Genomic DNA, 25,942 nt, shown 5'->3' on the forward strand with positions numbered 1-25,942 from the left:
CATGCGAAACGAAGGGGGGAACATGCAGGACTCGCGGCTTCGGTTCGAGGTGCTCGGCCCGTTGCGGGCCTGGCAGGGGGAGACACGGCTGGACCTCGGTCCGGTCCGGCAGCAGGCCGTGCTGGCCGCGCTGCTGCTGCGCCCGGACGTGACCGTCAGCCATTACGAACTCACCGACGGGCTCTGGGAACGGCCGCCGGAGTCGAACGTGCTGCCGGTGTACGTCCGGCGGCTGCGGCAATGCCTGGACACCTCCGGGCAGAAGCCTCGGGACTCGGTGATCGTGTCCGACCGCGGCGGCTACCGGTTCGCCAGCGGCGGGGTGCGGCTGGACGTGACGAGGCTGGAGGAGATCGCGGTCGTCGCGGCCGCGGCCGAGGAGACCGGCGACTTCATCACCGCGGTGGACACCTTCGCCGAAGCGCTCCGGCTGTTCCATGGCGAGCCGTTGACGGGACTGCCCGGCGCGTTCGTCCAGGGCGAGCGGCGACGGCTGGAGGAACGCAGGCTCCTGTTGCTGCGCCGGAAACTGCGGGCACAGCTGAAACTCGGCCGATTCGAAGAGGTGATCGGCGAGCTGTCGGCGCTGGTGTCCGCTGACCCGCCGAGCGAGCCGCTGGCCGCGCTGCTGATGCGCGCGCTCTACGGCGGCGGGCGCCAGGCGGAGGCGCTGGAGGTGTTCACCGACGTCCGCGAGCGGCTGGTGGAGCAACTCGGCGTCGAGCCGGGCGAGGAACTGCGGCAGGTGCAAGAGGCGGTGCTGCGCGGGGACGACGCGCTGCTCGGGGTCTCTCAGCGCCGCGAGACGCCGCGCCGGATCCGCAACGAGCTGCCCGCCACCAACGGGGAACTCGTCGGCAGGGACCGGGAACTCGCGCTGCTCGTCGAAGACGGCGACCCGGAGTCCGTCTCGGTCGACGCCGTCGACGGCGTCCCAGGCGCGGGGAAGACCACGCTCGCGGTGTGCGCGGCACACCGGCTTCGCGAGTCCTATCCGGACGGTGCGTTGTTCGTGGATCTGCACGGGTACACCGAAGGTCGCGAGCCGGTGACGCCGGAGCGCGCCCTGCGGCGGTTGCTGCGCGCCGTCGGTGTCGAAGACCGCGTCATGCCGGACGATCTCGACGAACTGGCCGCGTCGTGGCGGGCGGCGACAGCGCAACTGCGGTTGCTGCTGGTACTCGACAACGCCGAGTCCGCAGGGCAGGTGCGGCCGTTGCTGCCGTCCGGTCCGGGCAGCCGGGTGCTGGTGACCAGCCGCCGTCGTCTGTCCGGTTTGGACGCGGACCGCCGCGTCTCCCTCGGCGCGCTGGGCCTCGAAGCCGCGGAACGGCTGCTCGGCCGCATCGTGGGAGCGCCGAGGGCCGAGGGCGAGCGGTTCGCCGTGCGCGCGCTCGCCGGACTGTGCGGGCGGCTGCCGCTCGCGTTGCGGATCGCGGGCGCCCGGCTGCAGAACCGTCCGATGTGGACGTTCAAGGACCTGGTGGACCGGATGTCGGACGACGAGCGGCGGCTCGGCGAGCTGACCGCGGAAGACCGCAGCGTCGAGGTGGCACTGCGCCTGTCGTACGAACAACTGCGGCCCGTCGAGCAACGCGCGTTCGGCGTGCTCGGCCTGACCCCGACCCCCGAATTCGACCGGCTTTCGGTCGCCGCCCTGCTGGACTGCTCACCGGCGGAAGCCGAGCGGCGGCTGGAAAGTCTCGTCGACGCGAGCCTCCTGCAGGAACCGGCGAGCGGCCGCTACCGGTTGCACGATCTGGTGGCCGTCTACGCACGGCGGCTCGCCGGGGGACTGCCCGGCGACGTCGTCGAAGAAGCCCGGAAACGGGTGTACGGCCTGTACCTCGGCGCCGCCCGCCGGGCGAGCGAATGGGGTGTCGCACGATTCCCGGTCGAATCCGGCGGCGGACCGTTCACCGGGCAACGCGACGCCTCCGCCTGGCTGGACGCCGCCGGCGACCTGCCCGAAGTGGTCACCCAAGCGGCGGAGGCCGGGCTGGACGGCCTCGCGTGCTCGATCGCCGAGGGGCTGGTCGACTATCTCGCGCGCCAGCAGCGGTACCACGAATCCCGGACGGCACTGCAGATCGCGCTGCCCTTGGCCGAACGCGCGGAGGACGGGCGCCTGGTCTCGTCGCTGCGGTTCTGCCTCGGCTACGCGTACGCCATGCAGGGGCAGCTCGACCGGGCGCGCGGCTGGTTCGACGACGCGCTGCGGGCGGGCCAGACCTCCGGCGACCGCGGGGTGGAGGCGCGGGCACTGGGCGGGCTCACCATGGCGGATCTGATCGCGGGGCGGCACGATCTCGCGATCCCCGGCATGCGGCGGGTGATGATCTTGGCCGAGGAAGTGGGGGACGACTGGCTGGCCGAACGGACATTGTCCGCGCTCGGCTATCTCGCCTACCTGCAGGGGGAGCACGAAGAAGCGCTCGTCCACCTCGGCCGCGCCCGTGACCTGAGCGAGGAGATCGGCAGCCCTGGGATGCTGGCGAGGGTGCTGTGCCACAGCGGCACCGTCCGGCTCGAAACCGGCAGGTTCGCCGAAGCCGTGCTGGATCTCCGGCGTTCGGTCGAGCTCGCCGAGGAGACGACGGACGGCCTGCTGATCGCGACCAGCCTGGCGCGCCTCGGCGCGGCGGAACTGGAACTCGGGAATCTCGGCGAGGCGTTCGAACTGCAGCGGCGGGCGCTGGCGGCGGTCACCGAGGAGACCATCGTCGGGATGGAGTCCGAGATCCGCAACCGGCTCGGCCGCACCCATCTCGCCGCGGGCGATCCGGCGGCCGCCCGCGAGTATTTCGAATGGGTGCTGACCACCATCGGACCCGACGGTGATTCCGAGCAACGGGCGCTCGCCCTGGAAGGTCTGGACCTCACCAGACAGTCGGTACACCGGCGTTGACGATCGTGAAGCGGTGTCCCGCCATACTCGTCCGCCACCGGGTGAAGTAGGCGTCAGCGGCATCGGTCACGTGGCTCCCGGCACGGACCTCGTGGACGACGCACGCCCAGTCCGCGGCGTCGCACAGCACCAGTTCCCGCGGCGCCCCGCGCTTCCGGAGCACGGACGAGCACAGGGCGCCGCGCCTTCCGACGTTGCCGTCGTCGAGACAGCGGCCGAGGTCGTCGACGGCCTGGGCGGCGGTCTCGAACAGCGTCCACCGGTACCGGGGCGACGGGCGGCCGTCGGCCCACGGGGTGAAGAACGCCGCCCAGCTCCAGCCCGGTCCGAAGACCCCATCCCGTTCCCCGGGACTCGGCCGGTCGTCCCGGGGCATCACCATGTTGTACGGGGTCCGGCTCGCCGGGCTCATGCACGTCTCCTCGAGGACCTCCGGTCCGCCGGTGCGGATCCGTGCTCGGAACCGTAAGGCGGCGCCATGAAATCCGGATGAAACGCTTGTGTCGGCCTAAATGTGCGGTACCGCGGTCAGGTGCCGTCCGTTGAGCGGCTGGGGCGCGCGGGCGTTGCCGTCACCGAACAGGCCCTGGAACCGCGCGATCGTCGCCGGGGAGACGGTCCGCTCGGACATCAGGAACCACTGCACGCCTTCGGTGAACGGGGCCGTGGTGAGCGAGCCCTCGTACCGGAGCGTGCCGCGGTTGCGGGGCAAGAGCGTGTCGAGGTCGAAGTCCGCCAGCGCCACCGTTTCGCCGCACTCCGGCGCGAGCTTCGCCAGGACACGGTCCATCGGCGACGCGGCGCCCGCGCGCAGGGGCACGCCGATCACCAGCAGCTTCCCGGCGGCGCTGCGGTGCACGAAATGCATTTCCAGCGGATCCGTCCTGCCCTGGAAGCGGTGCTCGGACGGGGTGTGGAAATGGAACTGTTCGAGCTCGTAGCGGACCCCGGCGAGCGTGACGTGCCCGGTGCCGGGCCTGACCACGGCCTCCTCGGTTTCTTCGTGATTTCTCGTACTGCATCCGTTGGTGTCCGACGCGTCCTTTCGGACGTATTCCAGGTCCAGATCCGAATGGCCGTAGAAGACGTTCAGTCTCGGCGACGCGGGGTCGAACCGGATCGCGCCGGGTGAGATGTCGACCGGGCTCTGTGCAGGCTGCCGCGACTGGGCGGTGCCGCCCGCGGTGAGCAGGAATCCGGCGAGGGCGACGGGAACGACGAATGCGACAAGGCGCCTGCGTGTCACGCTTGAACCTTTCGTGGTCCGGATGAACTGTGATCATCCGGACAAAAGCCGGCCGCACCTCATGAGTGGTGCGCGCGAGAAGAACACATCTTTTTCCTGTGCCGAAAAATGTGCAAGTCCCCTGAGTAGGGCAATTTCCGACATATTCCCTCCTTTCGTGCGAAAGGGAGCGTGATTTGTGCCGGACCTCCGCGAAAGATTCACTGTGCGCAGCCGGGAGGGCACCCGTAGTATCCGGGCGTGCCGATCTTGTCCGTGCTCCTCAGTCTGGTGGCCCTCTTTCCCGCCGTGGACCCGGTTCCGCGAACCGGCGCGTGCGCCGGAACGGAGGGGGTGACCGTCGCGGTGGGCATGGAGGCCGGGGTGCTCGTGCGCTGCGTGCCCGGCTCACCCGGCGACGTGCGGACCGCGCTCGAGCGCTCCGGGCTCGCCGTGCACTTGGGGAGCGGAACCGGGCCGTACGGGGATTCCCGTTACGTCTGCCGCGTCGAAGGCTTGCCCGCCAACGATCCCTGTACCGGTCATCGGGACGGCGCGCCGTTCTGGAAGGTGTGGCGGGTCGGGCTGGATCCCGTCGCCTGGCGGGAATCCCGGACGCAGGGCGGGCCCGGCGCTGTCCGGGTCTGCGCGGGCGGGCTCGTCGGGTTCAGCTTCGGGACCAAGACTTCGCAGATGACCGTGGCGCCCGAGCAGGTCGTCACCACGCCCGGCTGGCTCCCGCCGCCGTGCTGACGACTCAGGTCGCCGGGACGATGAGGGAAGCCATCACCTTCGGGATCAGTTCGCTCACGAACCGCCCGTCGCCGGGCAGTTCGGTGCCTTCCAGCAGGTAGTTCTGCAGCCCTTGCTCGTAAAGCGCGACCAGGACGAGTACCGCGTCGTCCGGTGAGATCGTCAGTTTCCGCTCGATCCGGTCGAGCGCGCCGACCAGTACCTTGGCCAGTTCGGTGTGGAAGTACCGGAACGCGGCGCCGATCCGATCGCGGATCTCCGGCTGCCGCAGGCCCTGGGTGCGGAATTCCGCGCACAGCAGGTACCAGTTCTTGTCCGCGCTGAGCGCGACCATGAACAGTTCGGCGATCCGCCCGAGCGCGGGGGAGAGATCGTCGTGCGCGTCGACGACGGTCTCGCCGAGCACGCTTTCCGTGGCGTCGTGGAAACGCTCGAGCCGGACCGCGGTCTCCTCCTGGAACAGGGTCAGGAAGAGATCCTCCTTCGAGCTGAAGTTCGAGTAGAAGGCGCCGCGGGTGAAGCCGGCGCGCTCGCAGATCAGTTCGACCGGGGTGTCCCGGATGCCGCGTTCGGAGAAGGCCTCGTACGCCGCGTCGATCAGCCGTCGGCGGGTGTCCGCCCGGCGCCTGGTCATGGTGACGCCCCGCTCCTCGGTCATCTCGCCATTCTCCCGTATGCGCCCGGTTCACCCGGCTGTGGGACAGGATACATCGTGAATCGGATACAGAGTGTATTACGATACGCCCTGTATCCAACGAGTGCCGGGAGCCGATCGTGTCGTCATTCCTCTACCGCCTCGGCAGGCTGGCCGCCCGTGGACGCGTGCTCGTCACCGCGTTGTGGCTGGTGGTGCTGTGCGTCGCGGGCGGGGCGGCGCTGCTGTTCGGCCAGGGCACCGACGACACGTTCGCGATCCCCGGCTCCGAATCCCAGGAGGCGCTCGACCATCTCGGCCGGGTTTTCCCGCAGGTGAGCGGGACTTCGGCACAACTGGTCGTGCTCGTCCCCGAAGGACAGCGGGCCGACGCCGCCGCCGTTCGCGACGCGGTCGGCGCCGTGGTGCCCGGGCTGACCAAGGCGCCGCAGGTCTCGACGGTGGTGAATCCTTTCGACGCCAACGTGCACGACGCGGTGTCGAAGGACGGTCGCGCCGCCTTGGTCACCGTGCAACTCGACGTCGGGCTGGCCGACATCGAGCCGTCGACGCGGACCGCGCTCGCCGGGGTCGCGCAGGATCTGGAGAACCGGATCGGCCAGGGCACCGAGGTACTCACCGGCGGCGACGCGTTCTCGGACAAGGTGCCGAAGCTCAGCCCCACCGAGGGGATCGGCCTCGTCATCGCGCTCGTGGTGCTGCTGATGGTGTTCGGTTCGTTCATCGCGGCGGGAATGCCGTTGCTGACGGCCATCCTCGGCGTCGGTGTGTCGGTGGCGCTGGTCTACGCGGCGACCTCGGTGGCGACCGTGTCCTCCACGGCACCGATGCTCGCGGTCATGCTCGGGCTGGCCGTCGGCATCGACTACGCGCTCTTCCTGCTTTCCCGGCACCGCGATCAGCTCGCCGAGGGACTCGAAGTCGAGGAGTCCATCGCCAGGGCGACCGCGACCGCGGGATCCGCCGTCATCTTCGCCGGCCTCACCGTGGTGATCGCCCTGCTGGGTCTGTTCGTCGCCAGGATCCCGTTCCTGACCACGATGGGCGTCGCGGCGGCGGGCGGGGTCGCCGTCGCGGTGATCGTGGCCATCACCCTCATCCCCGCGCTGCTGGGTTTCGCCGGTGAGCGGCTACGGCCCAAGAAGCCGAAGAAGTGCAAGCGCAAGAAGAAGGCCCGTTTCAGCCTGCGGTGGGTCCGGCTCGCCACCAAGTCGCCGTGGTTGACGATCGCGCTGATCGTCGGCGTGCTCGCGGTGGCCTCGGTGCCCGCGCTGGATCTCCGGCTCGCCTTGCCGGACAACGGAACCGACGAGGACGGCACCCCGGCCCGCGTCGCGTACGACGTCGTCGCCGAGCATTTCGGGCCAGGGTTCAACGGCCCGCTGATCGTCACCGCGGACATCCTGTCGACCACCGATCCGGTCGGGATCACGAACGGCATCGCCGACGACATCCGCCGGGTGCCCGGCGTCGCCGTCGTCCCGCTCGCCACGCCGAACCCCAAGGGCGACACCGCGATCATCCAGGTCGTGCCCACGACCGGTGCCTCGGACGAGGCGACCGGCGAGCTCGTCGAGCGGTTGCGGTCGATGGAAGGGCGGTTCCAGGACCGGTACGGCGTCCAGACCGCGGTCACCGGGTTCACCGCCGTCGGCATTGACGTGTCCACGCAGCTCGGCAGCGCGCTGCTGCCGTTCGGCATCCTGGTCGTCGGGCTTTCGCTGGTACTGCTGGCGATGGTGTTCCGCTCGGTGCTGGTGCCGCTCAAGGCCACCTTCGGCTATCTGCTCTCGATCGGCGCCGCGTTCGGTGCCACGTCGTTCGTGTTCGGGCAGGGGCATCTGGCCGAGGCGCTGGGCGTGACCCGCACCGGCAGCGTGATCAGCTTCCTGCCGATCATCCTGATGGGTGTCCTTTTCGGACTCGCCATGGACTACGAGGTGTTCCTCGTCTCCCGGATCCGGGAGGACTACGTCCATCACGGCGACGCTCATAAGGCGATCGAGACGGGTTTCGTGTCCGCGTCGAGGGTCGTGACCGCGGCGGCGGTGATCATGCTGGGTGTGTTCGCCGCGTTCGTGCCCGACGGCAGCGCCACGATCAAACCGATCGCGTTCAGCCTGGCGGTCGGCGTGTTCGTGGACGCCTTCCTGGTGCGGATGACCCTGGTTCCGGCGATCCTCGCACTGCTGGGGCCGCGCGCCTGGGGCCTGCCGCCGTGGCTGGACCGCAAACTCCCCGTGTTCGACGCCGAGGGCGACGGCCTAGTCCACGAACTCCGGCTCGCCGACTGGCCCGAGCCCGGCTCGTCCGAGGTGCTCAGCGCCGCCGATCTCCGCGTCGACGACGATCGCGGCCGCACCCTCTTCCTCGACGTCGAACTGCATCTCGGGCCGGGGGAGATCCTCGCCGTGCACGGTTCCGGCCCGGCGGGCAAGAGCGCCCTGCTCTACGCACTCGCCGGCCGGGTCCCGAACGTCCGCGGCGATCTCAAGGTCCTCGGCCGGGTGCTGCCGCAGCACGCGCACGCGGTCCGCCGGAACGTCGCGTTCATCGCCTGCAAGGAGACCGACGATCCCGCAGGCGAGGTCCGCCGCGCGCTCGGGGAAGGCGTCGGTCTCGTCTTCCTCGACGATCTGGACACGGTCGTCGCCACCGCTCAGCGCGCCGGGCTGAGAGAGGCTTTCGCGAGCAGGGCCGCGACGTTCGCCGTGTCCTGCCAGAGCCTCGCCATCGTGCGGGATCTGCTGCCCACCACCGCCGTCGCGGGCCTCGCCATGACGCCCGCGCCCGTCCCCGCCGAGGTCCGCTGATGTCCCGCTTCTTCACCGGCTCCGTCCGCGCGACCGCCATCGGCCCGCTGACCTGGAAGACCTGGCTCGGGATCGTGCTCGTCCCGGTGATCGTCGCGCTCGGGCTGGCGTGGGCGTTCTGGTCGCCCGGCGACAACCACGGCGCGGCCAAGGCCGCCGTCGTCAACACCGACGAACCGGTGACCGTGAACGGTCAGCTGATCCCGCTCGGCCGCGAACTGGCCGGAAACCTCGTGCACGGCGAGGATTCCGCGTACACCTGGGTGCTCACCGACGCCGAGGACGCGAAGGAAGGCATCTCCGACGGGACGTACTCGGCGGTCGTGACCATCCCGCCGAACTTCTCCGCGCAGGCCACGTCGACCTCGGGCAAGCCACTCGACGCGCGGCAGGCGATCATGCGCGTCGAGACGTCGCAGCGCACCGGTCTCGTCGATCCGGTGGCGAGCCGGGAGGTCGCGAACGCGACGCTCACCGCGCTCAACCGGCAGATCGTCGAGACCTATGTGGACAATCTGTACGTCGGGTTCTCCTCGATCCACCAGCAGCTGGTGACCGCGGCCGACGGCAGCGACCAGCTCGTCGTCGGGCTGCGCGGACTGGCCGACGGGACGGGAAAGCTGGCCTCCGGCGCCGGGGAACTCGCCGGTGGGGCGGGCAAGCTCAGCGGTGCGGCCGGGCAGCTGGCGGACGGCGCTCGGCGGTTGGCGACCGGGACCGGGCAGCTCGCCGCCGGTTCCGGGAAGCTCTCGTCGGGGCTGACCCAGGCCGAGAAGGACACCGCCCGGCTGCCCCGGCTGACCAGGGAACTGGCCGACGGGGCGCAGCAGGTCGCGAACGGCAACAAACAGCTGGCCGACAAGATCTCGCCCTTGGCGGAGAAGGTCGTCCAGATCATCGACGCCCTGCCCACGGCGGGCGATTCGGCCCGGAAGTTCGCCGAACTGGCGCAGAAGTGCAGTGGTGACAACAAGTTCTGCGCAGATTTGAAGGCCGCTTCGGAAAAGCTCACAGCCGACGCCGGGATCCTCGACGGCAAACGCGCCGAGATCCGCGACGCCGCCGTGCGGGCGAAGAAGGCGGTGCAGGACCTCTCGGCGGGCTCCGAGAAGGTCGCCGACGGGAACAAGCAACTCGCGGACAAGTCGAAGGAACTGGCGGGCGGCATCGGCTCGGCGGCCGACGGCGCGCGGAAACTCGACGCCGGGGTCAAGGCCGCCGATTCCGGCGCGCGGCAGCTCGCCGGTGGCGCCGGGCAACTGGCAGGCGGCGCGACCACCCTGTCCACCGGCGCGGGCGACCTCGCCACCGGTGCCCGCACCGCCGCAGACGGCGCCCAGCGCGCCGAATCCGGCGCTTCGGAACTGGCCAAGGGCCTCAACGACGGCCGAGGCAAGGTCCCCGACTACACCCAGACCGAACGCGACCACCTCAAACAGGTCGCCGCCACCCCCGCCATCGCCGACCCCGCGGGCTCGGGATCGTTCGGCGAAGGCGCGGTGGCACTGATCCTCGTGCTGGCGCTGTGGGGCTGCGCGCTGGCGACGTACCAGGTGATCCAGGCCGTGCCACCGAGCGTGCTCACCACCCGCGAGCCGAGCTGGCGGATCATCCTCGCCGCGGCCGTCCCGGGCGCGACACTGGCGGTGCTGACCGCCCTGATCCTGACCGGGGTGTTCTGGGTGTTCCTCGGCCTGAGTTTCGGCAAGGCGGTGACGCTGCTCGTGGTGCTGGTCCTCGCGGCCGGAACGTTCACCGTGGTCAACCAAGCACTGGTGGCGATCTTCAAGCGCCCCGGACGTTTCGCCGCGTTGGCGATCCTGGTGCTGACCGTCGGCGCTTCGCTGGTCTCGACCGTGCCCGGCTTCTTCGGGACCGTGCTGGGAATCCTGCCGACCAACGGCGCACTGGTCGCGCTGCGCTCGCTGCTGACCGGGACGGACGGGCTGACGTCGGGGATCGTGCAGTCGGTGGTGTGGCTGGGAATCGGGACGCTGGCGATGATCCTGGTGACGGATCGGCGGCGGTCGCTTCCGGGGCGGGAACTGCGGCTGGCTTGAGCCGGTCGTGAGTGGCGCTCGGGGGCTCGGCGGTTCAGGTGGGCGATCAGGAATGGGCCGACCTGCTTTCAGGGTCGCGAACGTTTCCTGGGCAACGGCAAGCGCGTTCGCCACGTCGAGGACGAGGTCAAGGTGGGGACTAGGGCGTGTTTCATAAGCCATGTTCGCGGTCTTCGCGCCCAGGTGGCCCCTGACGGCACGGGAGGACGCGGCCGAGTACGACCCGGTACGAGGCCGATCCGCCCGCACCGTCAGGAACCACCTGGATCACGAAGCCCATCGAACAGACTTATGAAACACGCCCTAGCTCCACGTCGAATCGCCGAATCAGACGCGGCAAGCCCTCCACCCCGTCGCTAGGTGGCGGTACTTTGACGTCCATCCCAGATGTCCTGAGCCAGGCGCAACGGCCTATGTCCGCAGATGCATGGTGTTGCGCCTCGGTTCTCCGGTGGGGTCGAGGTAGGCGGGTGCGGTGAATTCCGGGAGGCCGTCCTGTGCGATCTGGACTTTCCATTGGCTGTGGTGGATCAACCGATGGTGCTTGGTACACAGCAGGACGAGATTGTCGATCTTCGTTTCGCCGTGGTGTCGCCAGAAAACTATGTGATGTGCCGTACAGCGAGGCACGGGCATGTCGCAGCCCGGGAAGGCGCATCCTCCGTCGCGGATAGTGAGTGCGTATTTCTGGGCGAGTGACACGGTGCGTTTGGAGCGGCCGATGTCGAGGGGTTCGCCTGCGGTGCCGAGGACTCCGGGCCGGACGCGGGCGTCGCAGGCGAGGATGCGGGCGTCGGTGGCGCTGATCGGCCCGACCAGGTCCAGGTGTGCTTCACCCAAGTCGCTGATCAAGTCTTCATACGACATGGTGACCAGAATGTGGGTGGCTTCGCCTGCCTGGCCGGGAAGGTTTCGGCTGGTGGTCTTCAACCGGACGTAGTCGGTGAACGCGTCGCCGTAGCGTTCGTCCTGGGTGCGGGAGTCGCGGACTCCGTCGATGGCCTTGTGGGGTTTGGCCATCGGGTCCAAGTCGGACTTCAACCGTGCGTAGGTCTCCAGATCGAGCGTGCCCTTCAGGCCGAGGGTGCCGTTGCGGTGCTTGACGAACCGTAACTCCGGTCGGGTGTCTTTGGGGTTCTCGTCGCGGGGTTCTTTCCCGTCGGGATCGAGCTTGTCCAGGAGTCTCCGTCCGGCTTGGGCGATCGTGCGAGGCCCGGCGTGCCGGGCCAGATCCACAAGGATCTTCTCCCCACCCCGCACGTCCTCTTCCGGGACGAAAGACGGGATACGGGCGAGTGTGCGGATGATCGCGTCGATCTGCGAGCCACCGATCGCACCCTCACAGGCGGCGTCAGCGGTCAACGGGGCCAGTGGCGGCACCCGATCACCGCCCACCGCCACACCGGCGTGCAAGGCGAGGACGCGATCAGCACGCGCATCGGCTTCCTTGTTCGTAACGTGGAAGTCCTCGAAAATCATCGCCGACAACGTCCCATGACCACTGCACCCACGAACACCGCGAGTATTGATTTCCGCGAGAATCGCGTTTTGTTCCGCATCCAATTGACGCTTAAGAACTTCGAGTTCCTGTTTGCGGGCATGCAGCGTCGCAGTATCGACACGCCACCACTCAGTGGGTGTCGTCCGGGATGCATCGTCGCTGGACACGACATCAACTATACGCTGAATCGAACACCTGTGCTATTACATATTCATGTGACACAGCTCGATTTCAAATGGTCAGCGAGCTGTGATGACAGGGACATTCGATATCTCTCGGCGCTTGTTGGCACCCATGAGCTTCACGACAACCACGGTGAGATGGGAACAGTCCAGAGAACCACGGCGACCGCAGCCTCAATGCCTCTCGTTGAGCCAGAATCGTTGACAGGCTGTCGTCCCATCCCGGCGAAAGTTGCGTCTCTCGATAATGGCATTCAGAGGTCGCCACGATCGATCCACTCGATCGTGGCGACAACGTCCGCACCGACGGCGGCTCGGACGGCGGCGGTCATGGCTCGGCTGTGGGCCTGTCGGGCGAGCGTGGCCCAAGGCTGGGAATAGTCGAGTTCGGTGTCGTCGTGCGGGGCTTGTATCCAGTACATCCGGCCGTCGGGTTCGACTCGCCAGAGCTGAAAGGAGAGCGTGGCCTGACCATGGGCGGCGAGGTCGTCGAGGACATCGGTCAGTCGTGTCGACGGCCATGCTTCGTGCCCATAGGACGTAGTGATCCGGAGGCTCGCGGTCAGCGACGGGACGACGGGGTGCCGGGCGCCCAGCTCGGTCAAAGCGAGTCGAATACTGTTCGGCTCCAGCCAGTCGGGTCGGTCACCGCGTTCCTTGCATGCTTGATAGGCGCGCCAGAGCGCAGGTAGGGCATCAACGACGCGCAGCTGGCCCAAGGCGCGGGCGGACCACTCGCGGACGGTGTCGTGCTCGCTGGCCAACAGGTCGATCAAGGGCTGCCCGGCGCGGGCGTCGCCGAGTTCTTGAAGGATCTCGATGGCGCACAGCTGGCCGAAACTGTTCAGTGTCGGCAGGGCCCGCAGGAGCGGCGTGATCACGTCGGTCTCCCGTCCGCGGTGGGTCAGCAGTGCCTGTGCGTCTTCGGCATCGCCGGTGCTGTGCGCGTCGAGCTGACGAACGAGTAGCTCGATCTCGCTGCTGGTCATGCCTCGGTTCCGTAATCGCCGGGCGGCAGGGCGGGCCGCCGCGCGTCCCGTCGGTACGCGAGGGCTGCTGTGGCGACCGCGAGGGCGGCGTAGCCCACCATCCACCAGGTGAAGGCCGGCGGCGACCGGTGGCTGAACAACGGGTCGATCAGGCTCACGACCGCGAAGGCCGCGGGCGCCGAGAGTCGCCTGTCCTGGTAGCGCAGCTCCGCGTCGACGGCGATCGACGCGGCGTCTTCGCCGCGGACCCGGCGCCTCACGGCCCAGACGAGGATCGTCGTGCAGCAGAGCGCTGCCCAGCCGAGGGCGACCAGCCATGTCCAGGCGAAGGTGCGCGACGAGGTCGTGAGGTACATGGCCACGGCCAGCGCCGCGCCACCGACGAAGGTGATCAGGAACGAGGCCAGGTACCAGCCGCCGAGGACCCCCGCGGCGGACGGGCGCCGGGTCGGCGCCGGAAGGCCGCCCAGTTGCCGTTTCCCGGTGGAGGATCGACGCCCATTGCCCGAGCGTGAGTGTGGCGATGATGAAATAGAAGTATCGGCTTTCGGGCATTTCCACGCCCCGCACTCCGGGAAGGTTCTGCAGGTAGCTGTAGGTGATCATGAGTGCGAAGCCGAGGCCCCCGGCGCTCATCAGCCAGAGGATCCTGGTCGTGGATCCGCTCGTCTGCCGCGCGGCGATCCTGACCGTGAGCGGCCTGGACGGTGTTCTCACCCGGATGCCGCGTTTGCTCAGCCACGCACTGGCGTCGGCTACTTCGATCGCGGTCGGTTGACTCCCCATACTGGAGGTACGTTCGCGACCCGGCCGGAGTTGCCTTACTCCCGAGAACCGGTCAGCGAAACCCGTCCCGCCCGCCGAGCAGGAACCAAGGCCGCCAAGGGAGCCGCGACGAGAGCCGCGCCCACCAGCACCCCCAACCGGCCCCAAGGCGGCGCGAACACGATCGCCTCGCCACCGCCCGACGCCACCTCCGTGATCAGCCAGGCCGACCCGATCCCGACCAGCAGGCCGCACGCCGCCCCGAGGACCGCGACGAACACCGACTCCGCGGTCAGCGCGGCGCCGAGCCCGCCACGCGTGAGGCCGAGCGCGCGCAGCAGCGCAGACTCCCGCGTCCGTTCCAGGACGGACAGCGAAAGTGTGTTCGCGATCCCGGCGAAGGCGATCAGCACGGCCAGTGCGGTCAGTGCCCACATGAGGTTCAGGGTCTCCCTCAGCGGCGCGGCCGCGGCTTCCTTGATTTCCTCGACGCTGCTCAGTTTCGCGAGCGCGATGCCGGACAACTCCCGCTCCAGTGACGGCCGGGCCTGATCGGGGTCGGCGACCTTGACCAGCACGCTCCCGTCGTAGGTTTCCTCGTTCAGGGCGATCTTCCGCTGCTCCGAGAGATCGACCAGCGCGAACCCCAGATCGATCCCGGGCGCGTCGACACTGTCGTAAACCGCCACCACGCGCAGGGATCGCACGGTGTCGCCGACGGCGAGCCCGGACTGTTCGGCGAGGTCCTTGCTGATGGCGATCTCGCCGGGGTTGAGCCGGTCGAGTCGTCCGGAGAGCACCGCCGGGTGCAAGAGATCGCCGCTGACGGCGGTGAGCTGATACGTGCCGTACTCGCCGAGGTCGCCCGAGAACGAGTGTCGGGTCGCGGTGGCGGTCACGCCGGGCACGGTCGCGAGAGTGTCGGCGAGGGTGGCGGGCAGTGGCCGGGCCGGGAGCACCGAAGTGACGGTGAAGTCGGCCGCGAGTTGTTCACCGATGCCGTGGCTCCGGCCCGCTTCGACGCCCGCCGCCACGGTGGTCGCGAGTGCGACGACGGCGAGGCCGATGGTGAGCGCGGCGGCGCTGGCGGCGGTGCGTTTGGGGTTGCGGCCGGCGTTGAGCGCGGCCAGTTTCGCGGGCTGCCCCGGGACGAGCGAGCCGAGCGCCCGGACGACCGGTCCCGCCACCAGCGGTCCGGCGGCCAAGGTCGCGCCGAGCAGTGCGACCATCGCCACCACGGCGAGGGCGGCGCCATCCTCCACTGTGGACCGAAGGGCCAGTACGCCCGCGCCGATACCGGCGGCGAGCAGGATCACCGCGACGATCGCGCGGGGCCGCCCGGTGTGCGCGGACTCGACGGGGGTCCGGAGCGCCTCGACAGGCGCGACCCTGGTCGCGGACCACGCCGGGATCGCCGCCGCGAGCGCGGTCACCAGGATTCCGATCGCCACCGCGGCGGCCACGGTCCGGGCGGTCAGCGGGACGTACACGGTTTCCTGACCCGCGATCGCCTGCAACGCGGCGGCGACGCCCAGCCCGCCGAACAGCCCGGCCGCGGACGCGACCGCGCCGACGACGGCCGCTTCGGCGAGCACACTGCCGAAGACCTGCCGTTTACCGGCCCCGACGCAGCGCAGCAACGCCAGTTCGCGCGATCGTTGCGCGACGAGGATGGTGAAGGAGTTGGTGATCACCATCGCGGCCACCACCATGGCGAGGACCGCGAAGGCGGTGAAGAACTTCGCCAGACCCGCCGTGTTCGGCGCGGTCTCCCGGAGCAACTGGGCGGCGGCCTCTTTCCCGGTGGCCACCGGGATGCCCAAGGCCTTCTTCAGATCCGCGGCGAGTTGTGCCTGGCCGACGCCCGGTGACGCGTGGACGACGATCTCGCCGAAGGTCGCGGCGGGGCTCAGCCGCCGCAGCGTTTCCCTCGGTACCACCAGGGTCGCGCCGCCCAGACCCGCGTCGGCCGGGCGGCTGAAGGTACCGACCAGGGTCAGCACGATCCGGCCGCCGGTCTCGTCCAGCACGGTCACGGGCTGACCCAGCGAGAAGCCCTCGGCGCTGTGCCGTTCGATCGCGATTTCTCCCGCGTCCTGCGGAAAACGGCCGTCCGCGAGGTCGTACGGGCGCAAGCCTTCGGTGCCCAGCGCGGTCGTGGCGGCGTCTCGCGGGCGTCCGTCGGGGCCGAGGATCGGTGCGCTGACGGTGGCGCGGCCGTCCGCGGCGGCGACGCCGGGCACCTGACGGACCTTCGAGAGCACGGAATCGTCGAGCGTGACACGGCGGGTGGCGTCGATGGACGCGTCCACGCCGCGTGTTTCGAAGGCGACCGCTTCCCGCAGTCCCGCGCCGACGGCGTCGGTGAGCACGAAGGACCCGGCCACGAAGGTCACGCCGAGGGTGACGGCGACGGCGGACAGCAGCAGCCGCAGCGGCCGCGCTTTGAGCCCGGCGAGCACGGTTCGCAGCATCACGCCCCCAGACCGGTGAACGCGCCGTGTACGGCGTCGGCGGTCGGACGGGGGATCCGCGCGGCGATCCGGCCGTCGGCCAGCAGGACCCCGTGATCGGTGTACGAGGCGGCCACCGGGTCGTGGGTCACCATCACCACCGTCTGGCCGAGTTCGCGGACCGAAGTGCGCAGGAAGTCCAGCACCTCGGCGCCGGAACGCGAATCGAGGCTGCCGGTGGGTTCGTCGGCGAACACGACGTCCGGCCTGCCGACGAGCGCGCGGGCGCACGCCACCCGCTGCTGCTGGCCGCCGGAGAGTTCACCGGGTTTGTGCCGCAGGCGCCGCCGGAGGCCTAGGGTGTCCACGACGGTGCCGAACCACGCCGGGTCCGGGCGGCGGCCCGCGAGCCGGAGCCCGAGCAGGATGTTCTCCTCGGCGTTCATCGTCGGCAGGAGGTTGAACGACTGGAACACGAACCCGACGCGGTCCCGGCGCAGCCTGGTGAGCTCGGCGTCGGACAGGCCGGTGAGCTCGGTCCGTCCGATGTGGACTCGTCCACTGTCGACGGTGTCCAGTCCGGCGAGGCAGTGCATGAGGGTCGATTTGCCCGAACCGGAGGGACCCATGATCGCGGTGAACCGGCCGCGGGGGAAGTCCAGCGACACGTGGTCGAGCGCCCGGACCGCCGTGTCGCCCCGGCCGTAGACCTTCGAGACATCGATCGCGCCCGCGGCGGGACCGTCCATTGTGTTCATGCCGCGATCATGGCGGGAACCACCTGAACGGTTCCTGAAACAACCTGAAGAACGCTTCAGGATGGACGGCGGCGATCTGCGAAGATCAGGACATGCGCGTGCTCGTGGTGGAAGACGAAATGCGGTTGGCCGAGACCCTCCAATGGGGACTTGAGGCCGACGGCTACGCGGTCGACCTCGCCCACGACGGTCTCGAAGGGCTCGAGCTCGCGCAGCTGTACCCGTACCAGGTGATCGTGCTGGACATCATGCTCCCGAAGCTCAACGGCTACCGCGTCTGCGCGGCACTGCGGGAGCGCGGGGTGACCACCCCGATCCTCATGCTGACGGCGAAGAACGGCGAGTACGACGAAGCCGAGGCGCTCGACACCGGCGCCGACGACTACCTGAGCAAGCCGTTCTCGTACGTGGTGCTCACCGCCCGGCTGCGGGCCCTCACCCGCCGGGGCGCGGCGGGGTCGGCGGGGGTGCTGGAGTTCGGCGACCTCGTGCTGGATCCGGCGAAGCGGACCTGCCGCCGCGCCGGGAAGCCGGTGTCGTTGACCACCAAGGAGTTCGCCGTCCTCGAATGCCTGCTGCGGCACGGCGAGCAGCTGGTGACGAAACGGGAGATCCTCGACCAGGTCTGGGATCTGGCGTACCGGGGCGACCCCAACATCGTCGAGGTCTACGTGAGCGCGTTGCGGCGCAAACTGGACACGCCGTTCGGACGGCGCACCATCGCGACCGTGCGCGGCGCCGGCTACCGGCTCGTGACCGGATGACCGGCCGGTGGCCCACGTCGGTGCGGCGGAGCACCGCGCTCTCGGCCGCGCTGCTCTGCGCGGTCGTGTTCACCCTCGGCTGGCTGGGCACCCGCGAACTGCTGAGCGGACAGCTGTCGGGCAGCGCCGTCAGCGCGACGCGTGCCCAGTTGGACGGGCTGGCCGAGACCTTCCGGGCCGGGCAACCGGTGCCGGCCGCCGGTGACTCCCTGTTCGAGGTGGTCGACGACGCCGGACGGCCGGTGGCGAGCAGCGAGAACCTGCGCCGCTGGGATCCCGCGTGGACGCCGCTGCCGCCCGCGCCCGCCGGGGCACCCTCGGACTGGTCGGTCACCACCAAGGCGACCTTGCGGCCCGGCGACCATCCACAGTGGCGTGAGTATCGCGAGTACACGGTGGTGGGCAAGGTGATCGAGAGCGGCGGGCAGCGGCTCACGCTCTACCTGTTCGTAATGCCGTGGGACACACTCCGGACGCTGGGAACCTTCGACGACACTCTGGCCTTCTTCGTCCCGCTCGCGGTGCTGATCACCGCGCTGGTCGCGTGGTTCGCGGCGGGGCGGGCACTGCGGCCGGTGGAGGCGATCCGCCGTGAACTGGCCGAGGTCAGCGGCAGCAGGCTCGACCGGCGGGTTCCGGTGCCCCCGTCCCGTGACGAGGTCGCCAGGCTCGCGACCACCACGAACGCCACCCTCGACAGGCTGCAGCAGGCGCACGACCAGCAGGAACGGTTCGTCGCCGACGCCAGTCACGAGCTGCGCAGCCCGCTCGCGAACCTCCGGACCGGGCTGGAGGTCGCGCTTACCCACGCCGACCGCGCGGATTGGCCCGCCGTCGCCCGCCGGTCGCTGCTCGACATCCAGCGGCTCCAGCGCATCACCGCGGATCTCCTTCAGCTGGCCGTGGACCCGGCCGAACTCCCGGCGCCGGAAGGCATCGTCGACCTCGCCGACGTGGTGGGGGAGCAGGTCGCCGAACGCGCCCTCGAACCCGGGCCCGCCGTCGTGTCCGATGTGGACGGACAAGCCGAGGTCGCGGGCGAACCCGTCCAGCTGGAACGGTTGTTGCGCAATCTGCTCGACAACGCCATGCGGCACGCGCGGGCGTCCGTCACCGTGCGGCTCCGGCGAGAGCCGGGGGAGGCCGTCCTCGAAGTGATCGACGACGGGCCCGGCATCCCCGCCGAGGACCGCGAGCGCGTCTTCGACCGATTCGCCCGGCTCGACGACGCCCGTGCGCGGGACGCGGGAGGTACGGGGCTCGGTCTCACACTCGCGCGTGACATCGCTGTCCGGCACGGCGGATCGCTGCGGGCCGAGGACGGTGAGACCGGCGCGCGGCTGGTCGCGAGGCTACCCCTCAGGGGTATGTGACGAGCATCGCTCGGTAATACCTCCCAGGGGTACCTTCAGGCCGTTGCGGTACCCCCCTAGGGTATGTACGGTGAGTTCCAGAGCGGCACCCGAGCCGCTGGGACTGACACCCGCACTAAGGACTGCAGATGAACACAGCAGCGAAGCTCTCCGCTTACGGTGTGGCGCTCGCCCTGGTCGCCGGTGGCGGCTGGGCTGCGGGCACGGCTGTCGGTCCGTTCGCCGGCGCCGCCGGCGTGCCCGGTGGCGAGGACGCCGGGCACTCGGACACCCACAGCGGCACTGTCGCGGAAGCGGCGCAGGTCGAACAGGACCATGAGCCCGCCGGGCTCGCGTCGTCCAGGGGCGGCTACACCCTCACGCCCACCACCACGACGCTCGTTCCGGGCACGACCCGTCCCTTCATCTTCCGGATCCTCGGCGCCGACGGCGCGCCGGTGACCGCCTACGACGTCGAACACGAAAAGCGGATGCACCTGATCGTCGTCCGCCGCGACACCGCGGGTTTCCAGCACATCCACCCCGAACTCGGCGAGGACGGCACGTGGTCCGTGCCGCTGACCGTGGGCGAGGCGGGGGTCTACCGCGTCTTCGCCGACTTCAAGCCCAGCGGCGGAGAGGCGACGACCCTGGGCGCCGACGTCTTCGCCGGTGGCGACTTCAGGCCCGCCGAGTTCCGGCCCTCGCACGTCGCCGAGGTCGACGGCTACCAGGTCCGGCTCGACGGCGAACTCGCGCCGGGCACCTCGTCGAAAGTGACGCTCACCGTCACCAAGAACGGCAGCGCCGTCACCGATCTGCAGCCCTACCTCGGTGCTTACGGGCATCTGGTCGCATTGCGAAGTGGTGACCTCGCGTACCTGCACGTCCATCCGGACGGCGAACCCGGTGACGGCCGGACCGCGCCGGGCCCCGCGATCACGTTCTTCGCCGAGGTCCCGACGGACGGCGTTTACCGGCTGTTCCTGGACTTCCGGCACGAGGACAAGGTCCGCACCGCCGAATTCACCGTCACCACAGGGGAAGGGAGTCACCGATGAGCACGCAGACCGAGACTTCCACCGCCGAAGTCGAACTCGCGATCACCGGGATGACCTGCGCTTCGTGCGCCATGCGCATCGAGCGGAAGCTGAACAAGCTCGACGGCGTCACCGCCACGGTCAACTACGCCACGGAGAAGGCGAAGGTCAGCTACCCGGAAGGCATCGAGCCGCGGCTGCTGATCGAGCAGGTCGAGGCGGCCGGGTATTCGGCCGCTTTGCCTGCCCAGGAAAAGGAAGAGCCGTCCGAAGAAGCCGCCGATCCCACCGCCCCGTTGCGGCAGCGGCTGATCGGCTCGGCCGTGCTGTCGGTGCCGGTGATCCTGCTCGCGATGGTGCCCGCGTGGCAGTTCACCTACTGGCAGTGGATCTCGCTGACGCTGGCCGCGCCGGTGCTGGTGTGGGCGGCGTGGCCGTTCCACAAGGCGGCGTGGGCGAATCTGCGGCACGGCGCGGCCACCATGGACACCTTGATCTCGATGGGCACGCTCGCGGCGTTCCTGTGGTCGTTGTACGCCTTGCTGTTCGGCACCGCCGGAACGCCGGGGATGACGCACCCCTTCGAGTTCACCGTGCAGCGGATGGCCGGTGACGGCAACATCTACCTCGAAGTCGCGGCCGGTGTCACGACGTTCATCCTCGCCGGGCGCTATTTCGAAGCGCGGTCCAAGAGGCGTGCGGGCGCGGCCTTGCGTGCCCTGCTCGAACTCGGCGCGAAGGACGTCGCGGTGCTCCGCGACGGCGAGGAAGTCCGTGTCCCGATCGGCGAACTCGAGGCGGGCCAGGAGTTCGTGGTGCGGCCCGGGGAGAAGATCGCGACCGACGGGGTGATCACCGAAGGCGCGTCGGCGGTCGACGCGAGCATGCTCACCGGCGAGAGTGTTCCGGTGGAGGTCGTCCCCGGCGACACGGTGGCGGGGGCGACGGTCAACGCGGGCGGCAGGCTCGTCGTCCGCGCGACCCGGGTCGGCGCCGACACCCAGCTGGCGCAGATGGCGAAGCTCGTCGAGGCGGCACAGACCGGGAAAGCGCAGGTCCAACGGCTGGCTGACCGGGTTTCGGCGGTCTTCGTGCCGATCGTGATCGCGCTCGCCGTCGGCACGCTGATGTTCTGGCTCGGCACCGGCGGTTCGGTCGCGGCGGCGTTCACCGCGGCGGTCGCCGTGCTGATCATCGCCTGCCCGTGCGCGCTGGGCCTGGCGACGCCGACCGCGCTCCTCGTGGGCACCGGCCGGGGCGCGCAGCTCGGCATCCTGATCAAGGGCCCGGAAGTGCTGGAATCGACCCGCGCGGTCGACACGGTCGTCCTCGACAAGACCGGCACCGTGACCACGGGGCAGATGTCGCTGGTGGCGGTGCACGTCGCCGAAGGCGTCGACACGGAGAAGACGTTGCGGCTGGCCGGAGCGCTGGAGAACGCGTCGGAGCACCCGATCGCGCAGGCCATCGCCCGCGCGGCGAGGGAACGCACCGGGGAACTCCCGGCCGCCGAGGAGTTCACCAGCCTCGAAGGCCTTGGTGTGCAAGGGATCGTCGACGGTTCGGCGGTCCTGGTCGGCCGGAGCGCGTTGCTGGAGCAGTGGAGTCACCATCTGACCGCCGAACTGGCGGAAGCCAAGGCCGCGGAAGAGAAACTCGGCCGCACCGCGGTCGTGGTCGGCTGGGACGGCGAAGCCAGGGCAGTCCTGGTCGTCGCGGACACCGTGAAACCGTCGTCCGCCGAGGCGATCTCCCGGCTGCGCGAACTGGGGCTCACCCCGGTCCTGCTGACCGGCGACAACGAGGCCGTCGCCCACGCGGTGGCCGCGGAGGTCGGGATCGACACGGTGATCGCCGAGGTGCTGCCGAAGGACAAGGTCGACGTCGTCAAGCGGCTCCAAGGCGAGGGCAAGGTCGTCGCCATGGTCGGTGACGGCGTCAACGACGCGGCCGCGCTGGCCCAGGCCGATCTCGGCCTGGCGATGGGCACCGGCACCGACGTCGCGATCGAGGCGGGGGACCTGACCCTGGTCCGCGGTGACCTGCGGTCGGCGGTGGACGCGATCCGGCTTTCGCGGCGGACCCTGCGCACCATCAAGGGAAACCTGTTCTGGGCGTTCGCCTACAACGTCGGCGCGCTTCCCCTGGCGGCGGCAGGCCTGCTCAACCCGATGATCGCCGGTGCCGCGATGGCCTTCAGCTCGGTCTTCGTGGTGTTCAACAGCCTGCGCTTGCGAGGCTTCCGGGGCATCGCGGCCTGACCGCCGTGGTTGATCGGCCGGCGTTCTGGGTAACCCGAACGTGCGACTTCAGCAGCGAGGCCGCGCGATGGGAAGGGTGGCTCCATGATCAGTATCGCGGAGCATCCGGTGCCGGGAACCTGGGTGCTCGACCTGCGGGCCACGACGCCACGGGCGTTACCGGACATGCGCGCCTGGGTGGTCAGATGCCTTCCCGATCTCGGCGAGGGTCATCGTGACGACGTCCTGCTGGCGGCCACGGAACTCGTCGCCAACGCGTACGTGCACGGTGGTGGCGCACGCCACATCCAGCTGTGGCGGGGCGTCTCACCGTGCGCGGTCCGCATCGAGGTCGCGGACATCAGCGTCGAACAACCTCGGGCGCGCCGCTCGCAGATCGAGGATCCCCGCGGCCGCGGGCTGCTCGTCGTGGACGGGGTGGCGGTGCAGTGGGGCGTCCGGCGTGAGCGGCTCCGCGGCGGGAAGCTCGTCTGGGCGCATATCCGCTGCGATGGGGAGTGCCCGGTCCACGCGCGGGCCCCGCGAGACCGCCGTCGTCTTTGAACTGTGTCAGATGACGCAGACGTCCCCTGCCCCACGCTGCCAAGGTCGTCCTGGACCGAGACAGTGAAATCCAGGGGAGGGACCGGAAATGCGGGGAACGAGAATCGCGGTGGCGTTGGCGGTGGCGGTGCTGGGAGTGGGCGTCGCACCGGCGGCTTCGGCGGAAAGTGAGCCGTCGCTGAGGGTTTATCCCCTCGAAGTGCGGCCCAGCGAGATCTTCGGCACGGGCATCAGTGGAGGCTGTGACAGCTATTCCGCAGTGACTTCGCCCGGATTCACCGGGCCGGTGGACCTGGTCGCGGTCGGCGGCGACAGGGAACACCTGTGGGGCAACGGGGACGCTTCCAGCGTTCCCGGCACTTACACCGCGACGGCCATCTGCGACGGAAAGACGCTGACCACGCAGTTCACCGTGCTCGAGTACGCGCCGCCCTCGTGGGGGCTGGGCCCGAGCGAAGTGGCGCCCGGCGGCGAGATCTCCGGCGGCTCGGACCGGATCTACGGCTGCCCTGGCGGACCCGAGGGGCCCGCGACCTCGCCGGGGTTCGCGGCGCCCCTGGAATGGACCCGGGGTGGCAACTTCGGCCGGTTCAGCGGAACGACCACCGTCGTCACCACGCCCGGAACCTATACGGCCACCCTGAAATGCAAGGGGACGCTGATCCCCGGCGAGATCGAGTTCACCGTCGTCGCACCGTAACGACGCCGAGGGCGGCGATGGCGGCGACCGCGGTCGTCATCGTCAGGATCGTGGCGATCGCGGCGGTCACATTTTCGCGCGGCCCTCGATGGCGGCGCGAGCGGCCTCGATCGACTTCCGGACGACGACTTCGGTGGAATATCCCTGTTTCTTGAAGACGCCGTCGAGGTAGAACGTGCCGTATCCGTGCGCCTGGGTGAACAGCTGCTCCATCAGTTCGAGACCGGCCTGGGGCCGGTCGGCGACGGTGAGGCAGAGCATGACGAACTGGTCGGTCAGGCGGCGGGTCTGCTCGTGCAGCGCGGCGTGCTCCGGTCCCTGCAGGCCGTCCGAGTAGATGATGTTCATCCCGGCGCGGCGCTCGATGAGGTACTCCGTGTACGCGCCGGCGGCCGCCGCGAGCGCGGCCACTGGCTCGCTCTCGGCCTCGATGGCCTCGTGCACCCTGTCGGCCAGCTGGCAGGCGACTTCGCCCGCGATCGCGGCCAGCAGACTCTCCTTGCCCGGGAAATGCCGGTAGGGCGCGCCGGGGCTGACCTTCGCGCGTCTGGCGACTTCGGCGACGGAGAACGCGCCTAATCCCTGCTCGGCGATCAGGTCGAGCGAGACCCGCACGAGTTCGGCGCGAAGGTCGCCGTGGTGGTACTTGCCGCCCATGTCGTGGATCACACCGTTCCGGTCGCGGAATATGTAAGAGCCCTCTTACGCTAGTTGTAAGTGACCTCTTACATGGTCTCACTGTTTTCACGGAGGGTTTCATGACGACGACCACGCACGCCATCGCCGCGCCGTCCCCGGGTGCCGCGCTGTCACCGACGACGATCGAGCGTCGCGACCTGCGTCCGGACGACGTGCTGATCGACATCGCGTACGCGGGGATCTGCCACAGCGACATCCATCAGGTGAAGGAGGACTGGGGCAGCGCGATCTTCCCGATGGTGCCCGGCCACGAGATCGCCGGCGTCGTCGCCGCGGTCGGCTCCGGCGTGACGAAGTACCAGGTCGGGGACCGTGTCGGCGTCGGCTGCATGGTCGACTCCTGTGGCGAGTGCGAGTACTGCCTCGCGGGCACCGAGCAGTTTTGCGTCAAGGGCAACGTCCAGACCTACAACGGAGTCGGTTTCGACGGCGAGAACACCTACGGCGGCTACAGCCGTCAGGTCGTCGTGAAGGACTCCTTCGTCTGCCGGATCCCGGAGGGGATCGGCCTCGACGTCGCCGCCCCGCTGCTGTGCGCCGGCATCACCACCTACTCCCCGCTGAACCGCTGGGGTGCCGGACCGGGCAAGAAGGTCGCCGTCGTCGGCCTCGGCGGGCTCGGCCACATGGCGGTCAAGATCGCGGTCGCCATGGGCGCCGACGTCACCGTGCTCAGCCAAAGCCTGAAGAAGCAGGAAGACGGCATGAAGCTCGGCGCGAAGGATTACTTCGCGACCGGTGACGCGTCGACGTTCCAGACGTTGCGCGGCCGCTTCGACCTGATCCTCAACACCGTTTCGGCGACGCTGCCGATCGACTCCTACCTCGGCATGCTGCGGGTCGGCGGGGCGATGGTGAACGTCGGCGCGCCCGGCGAACCGCTGTCCTACAACGCTTTCTCGCTGCTCGGCGGGAACAAGGTGCTCGCCGGTTCGATGATCGGCGGGATCGCCGAGACGCAGGAGATGCTCGACTTCTGCGCCGAGCACAAGATCGGCGCGGAGATCGAGACGATCTCGGCCGACCAGGTGAACGTGGCCTACGACCGGGTCGAGAACAGCGACGTCCGCTACCGGTTCGTCATCGACGCGGCGACCATCGGCGCGTAGCCGGTCCAGGGGGTCGTGAGTGGCTTTTCGGGTTAGAGCCAAAGGGGTCGTAAGTACCTACTGCTTGTGGCTGGAGTTGGACTACGCGGTCGCTCTCCGCAGCCTCAGCGACACCGCCAGCCCCAGCAGTCAAGGGGGCGGCGGCGCGTGAAGGGCTCCTTCCCTCGGCTCAGCCGAGGAAACGTGACCTTCACACCTTCCCCGAGTACATGAAGGCCCCCTTCCTTGCGCCAGGCGCAAGGAAGGGGGCCTTCATGTACCGCGGGGCCGCGCCAGCCAGCCCGAGTGTCGCGAAAGCCACTTTCGCGACGTCTGCTGTCCCGAAAGATGCTCCTATTGATGTCAAGGGGTGTGGTTGAGGTTGGTGAGGTCTGTGATGAGTGCTTGGTGGATTTCGCGGGCTATGTAGCGT

At 69.4% G+C, this 25,942-nt stretch carries 21 protein-coding genes; 12 read left to right on the top strand and 9 right to left on the bottom strand.

What is annotated here, in order from left to right; all coding sequences use genetic code 11:
* Window position 1 precedes the first annotated feature (1 nt).
* The gene (locus ACZ5IK_RS37260) at window positions 2–2,908 is read left to right on the top strand and encodes an AfsR/SARP family transcriptional regulator (protein ID WP_465491959.1); all 2,907 of its coding nucleotides are present in this window, start codon (window positions 2–4) and stop codon (window positions 2,906–2,908) included.
* On the opposite strand, the gene ACZ5IK_RS37265 is transcribed toward ACZ5IK_RS37260, so the two are convergent.
* Window positions 2,880–3,320: a hypothetical protein gene (locus tag ACZ5IK_RS37265; RefSeq protein WP_465491960.1), complete on the bottom strand. Its 441-nt coding sequence runs from the start codon at window positions 3,318–3,320 to the stop codon at window positions 2,880–2,882. The genes ACZ5IK_RS37260 and ACZ5IK_RS37265 overlap by 29 nt on opposite strands.
* 96 nt (window positions 3,321–3,416) lie before the next feature.
* Entirely contained in the window at window positions 3,417–4,154 is a 738-nt protein-coding gene (locus ACZ5IK_RS37270) for a carbonic anhydrase family protein (protein ID WP_465491961.1), read from the bottom strand.
* Between the two features lie 240 nt (window positions 4,155–4,394).
* Here ACZ5IK_RS37270 and ACZ5IK_RS37275 point away from each other — a divergent pair, with 240 nt between their 5' ends.
* Window positions 4,395–4,886, top strand: a complete 492-nt coding sequence (locus ACZ5IK_RS37275) for a hypothetical protein (protein WP_465491962.1) — start codon at window positions 4,395–4,397, stop codon at window positions 4,884–4,886.
* Between the two features lie 4 nt (window positions 4,887–4,890).
* On the opposite strand, the gene ACZ5IK_RS37280 is transcribed toward ACZ5IK_RS37275, so the two are convergent.
* Window positions 4,891–5,544 carry a TetR/AcrR family transcriptional regulator gene (locus tag ACZ5IK_RS37280; protein WP_465491963.1) on the bottom strand — a complete coding sequence of 218 codons (654 nt, stop codon included), beginning with the start codon at window positions 5,542–5,544 and terminating at the stop codon, window positions 4,891–4,893.
* Between the two features lie 116 nt (window positions 5,545–5,660).
* On the opposite strand from ACZ5IK_RS37280, the gene ACZ5IK_RS37285 reads away from it, so the two are divergent.
* Window positions 5,661–8,354: an MMPL family transporter gene (locus tag ACZ5IK_RS37285; protein ID WP_465491964.1), complete on the top strand. Its 2,694-nt coding sequence runs from the start codon at window positions 5,661–5,663 to the stop codon at window positions 8,352–8,354.
* Window positions 8,354–10,414, top strand: a complete 2,061-nt coding sequence (locus tag ACZ5IK_RS37290; protein WP_465491965.1) for a YhgE/Pip family protein — start codon at window positions 8,354–8,356, stop codon at window positions 10,412–10,414. Before ACZ5IK_RS37285 ends, ACZ5IK_RS37290 begins: the two co-directional genes overlap by 1 nt.
* Before the next feature lie 411 nt (window positions 10,415–10,825).
* On the opposite strand, the gene ACZ5IK_RS37295 is transcribed toward ACZ5IK_RS37290, so the two are convergent.
* The 3 genes from ACZ5IK_RS37295 to ACZ5IK_RS37305 all read right to left on the bottom strand — a co-directional run bounded on the left by ACZ5IK_RS37295 (window position 10,826) and on the right by ACZ5IK_RS37305 (window position 13,448).
* On the bottom strand, window positions 10,826–12,082 hold the full coding sequence (locus ACZ5IK_RS37295; RefSeq protein ID WP_465491966.1) for an HNH endonuclease signature motif containing protein: 1,257 nt from the start codon (window positions 12,080–12,082) through the stop codon (window positions 10,826–10,828).
* Window positions 12,083–12,351: 269 nt separating this feature from the next.
* The gene (locus ACZ5IK_RS37300) at window positions 12,352–13,086 is read right to left on the bottom strand and encodes a HEAT repeat domain-containing protein (protein ID WP_465491967.1); all 735 of its coding nucleotides are present in this window, start codon (window positions 13,084–13,086) and stop codon (window positions 12,352–12,354) included.
* Window positions 13,083–13,448, bottom strand: a complete 366-nt coding sequence (locus ACZ5IK_RS37305) for a hypothetical protein (protein ID WP_465491968.1) — start codon at window positions 13,446–13,448, stop codon at window positions 13,083–13,085. The genes ACZ5IK_RS37300 and ACZ5IK_RS37305 overlap by 4 nt, the downstream gene beginning before the upstream one ends.
* 242 nt (window positions 13,449–13,690) lie before the next feature.
* On the opposite strand from ACZ5IK_RS37305, the gene ACZ5IK_RS37310 reads away from it, so the two are divergent.
* Window positions 13,691–13,864, top strand: coding sequence for a hypothetical protein (locus tag ACZ5IK_RS37310; protein ID WP_465491969.1), 174 nt, complete (start codon window positions 13,691–13,693; stop codon window positions 13,862–13,864).
* A 43-nt stretch (window positions 13,865–13,907) separates the two neighbouring features.
* Here ACZ5IK_RS37310 and ACZ5IK_RS37315 read toward each other — a convergent pair whose 3' ends face one another.
* Complete coding sequence (locus tag ACZ5IK_RS37315; protein ID WP_465491970.1) at window positions 13,908–16,325, bottom strand: ABC transporter permease; 2,418 nt, start codon at window positions 16,323–16,325, stop codon at window positions 13,908–13,910.
* Complete coding sequence (locus ACZ5IK_RS37320) at window positions 16,325–17,053, bottom strand: ABC transporter ATP-binding protein (protein ID WP_465491986.1); 729 nt, start codon at window positions 17,051–17,053, stop codon at window positions 16,325–16,327. The genes ACZ5IK_RS37315 and ACZ5IK_RS37320 overlap by 1 nt, the downstream gene beginning before the upstream one ends.
* Before the next feature lie 101 nt (window positions 17,054–17,154).
* On the opposite strand from ACZ5IK_RS37320, the gene ACZ5IK_RS37325 reads away from it, so the two are divergent.
* The 6 genes from ACZ5IK_RS37325 to ACZ5IK_RS37350 all read left to right on the top strand — a co-directional run bounded on the left by ACZ5IK_RS37325 (window position 17,155) and on the right by ACZ5IK_RS37350 (window position 23,722).
* The gene (locus ACZ5IK_RS37325) at window positions 17,155–17,826 is read left to right on the top strand and encodes a response regulator transcription factor (protein WP_465491971.1); all 672 of its coding nucleotides are present in this window, start codon (window positions 17,155–17,157) and stop codon (window positions 17,824–17,826) included.
* Window positions 17,823–19,199, top strand: a complete 1,377-nt coding sequence (locus tag ACZ5IK_RS37330) for an ATP-binding protein (RefSeq protein ID WP_465491972.1) — start codon at window positions 17,823–17,825, stop codon at window positions 19,197–19,199. The genes ACZ5IK_RS37325 and ACZ5IK_RS37330 overlap by 4 nt, the downstream gene beginning before the upstream one ends.
* A gap of 128 nt (window positions 19,200–19,327) precedes the next feature.
* A complete protein-coding gene (locus ACZ5IK_RS37335; protein ID WP_465491973.1) occupies window positions 19,328–20,239 on the top strand; it encodes a hypothetical protein in 912 nt (303 codons plus the stop codon).
* On the top strand, window positions 20,236–22,479 hold the full coding sequence (locus tag ACZ5IK_RS37340; RefSeq protein WP_465491974.1) for a heavy metal translocating P-type ATPase: 2,244 nt from the start codon (window positions 20,236–20,238) through the stop codon (window positions 22,477–22,479). Before ACZ5IK_RS37335 ends, ACZ5IK_RS37340 begins: the two co-directional genes overlap by 4 nt.
* A gap of 84 nt (window positions 22,480–22,563) precedes the next feature.
* The gene (locus ACZ5IK_RS37345) at window positions 22,564–23,022 is read left to right on the top strand and encodes an ATP-binding protein (RefSeq protein WP_410605234.1); all 459 of its coding nucleotides are present in this window, start codon (window positions 22,564–22,566) and stop codon (window positions 23,020–23,022) included.
* Window positions 23,023–23,110: 88 nt separating this feature from the next.
* On the top strand, window positions 23,111–23,722 hold the full coding sequence (locus ACZ5IK_RS37350) for a hypothetical protein (protein ID WP_465491975.1): 612 nt from the start codon (window positions 23,111–23,113) through the stop codon (window positions 23,720–23,722).
* Between the two features lie 66 nt (window positions 23,723–23,788).
* On the opposite strand, the gene ACZ5IK_RS37355 is transcribed toward ACZ5IK_RS37350, so the two are convergent.
* Window positions 23,789–24,391: a TetR/AcrR family transcriptional regulator gene (locus tag ACZ5IK_RS37355; RefSeq protein WP_465491976.1), complete on the bottom strand. Its 603-nt coding sequence runs from the start codon at window positions 24,389–24,391 to the stop codon at window positions 23,789–23,791.
* An 89-nt stretch (window positions 24,392–24,480) separates the two neighbouring features.
* On the opposite strand from ACZ5IK_RS37355, the gene ACZ5IK_RS37360 reads away from it, so the two are divergent.
* A complete protein-coding gene (locus tag ACZ5IK_RS37360) occupies window positions 24,481–25,530 on the top strand; it encodes an NAD(P)-dependent alcohol dehydrogenase (protein ID WP_465491977.1) in 1,050 nt (349 codons plus the stop codon).
* The last annotated feature ends 412 nt before the right edge of the window (window positions 25,531–25,942 follow it).

This window comes from Amycolatopsis sp. NPDC031561, assembly GCF_055580625.1.

Coding starts and splice junctions, on each gene's coding strand:
- ACZ5IK_RS37350 (WP_465491975.1), top strand. CDS start 23,111: ATGCGGGGAACGAGAATCGCGGTGGCGTTGGCGGTGGCGGTGCTGGGA.
- ACZ5IK_RS37315 (WP_465491970.1), bottom strand. CDS start 16,325: ATGCTGCGAACCGTGCTCGCCGGGCTCAAAGCGCGGCCGCTGCGGCTG.
- ACZ5IK_RS37310 (WP_465491969.1), top strand. CDS start 13,691: ATGAGTGCGAAGCCGAGGCCCCCGGCGCTCATCAGCCAGAGGATCCTG.
- ACZ5IK_RS37260 (WP_465491959.1), top strand. CDS start 2: ATGCGAAACGAAGGGGGGAACATGCAGGACTCGCGGCTTCGGTTCGAG.
- ACZ5IK_RS37345 (WP_410605234.1), top strand. CDS start 22,564: ATGATCAGTATCGCGGAGCATCCGGTGCCGGGAACCTGGGTGCTCGAC.
- ACZ5IK_RS37340 (WP_465491974.1), top strand. CDS start 20,236: ATGAGCACGCAGACCGAGACTTCCACCGCCGAAGTCGAACTCGCGATC.
- ACZ5IK_RS37335 (WP_465491973.1), top strand. CDS start 19,328: ATGAACACAGCAGCGAAGCTCTCCGCTTACGGTGTGGCGCTCGCCCTG.
- ACZ5IK_RS37360 (WP_465491977.1), top strand. CDS start 24,481: ATGACGACGACCACGCACGCCATCGCCGCGCCGTCCCCGGGTGCCGCG.
- ACZ5IK_RS37290 (WP_465491965.1), top strand. CDS start 8,354: ATGTCCCGCTTCTTCACCGGCTCCGTCCGCGCGACCGCCATCGGCCCG.
- ACZ5IK_RS37265 (WP_465491960.1), bottom strand. CDS start 3,320: ATGAGCCCGGCGAGCCGGACCCCGTACAACATGGTGATGCCCCGGGAC.
- ACZ5IK_RS37280 (WP_465491963.1), bottom strand. CDS start 5,544: ATGACCGAGGAGCGGGGCGTCACCATGACCAGGCGCCGGGCGGACACC.
- ACZ5IK_RS37330 (WP_465491972.1), top strand. CDS start 17,823: ATGACCGGCCGGTGGCCCACGTCGGTGCGGCGGAGCACCGCGCTCTCG.
- ACZ5IK_RS37325 (WP_465491971.1), top strand. CDS start 17,155: ATGCGCGTGCTCGTGGTGGAAGACGAAATGCGGTTGGCCGAGACCCTC.
- ACZ5IK_RS37300 (WP_465491967.1), bottom strand. CDS start 13,086: ATGACCAGCAGCGAGATCGAGCTACTCGTTCGTCAGCTCGACGCGCAC.
- ACZ5IK_RS37320 (WP_465491986.1), bottom strand. CDS start 17,053: ATGGACGGTCCCGCCGCGGGCGCGATCGATGTCTCGAAGGTCTACGGC.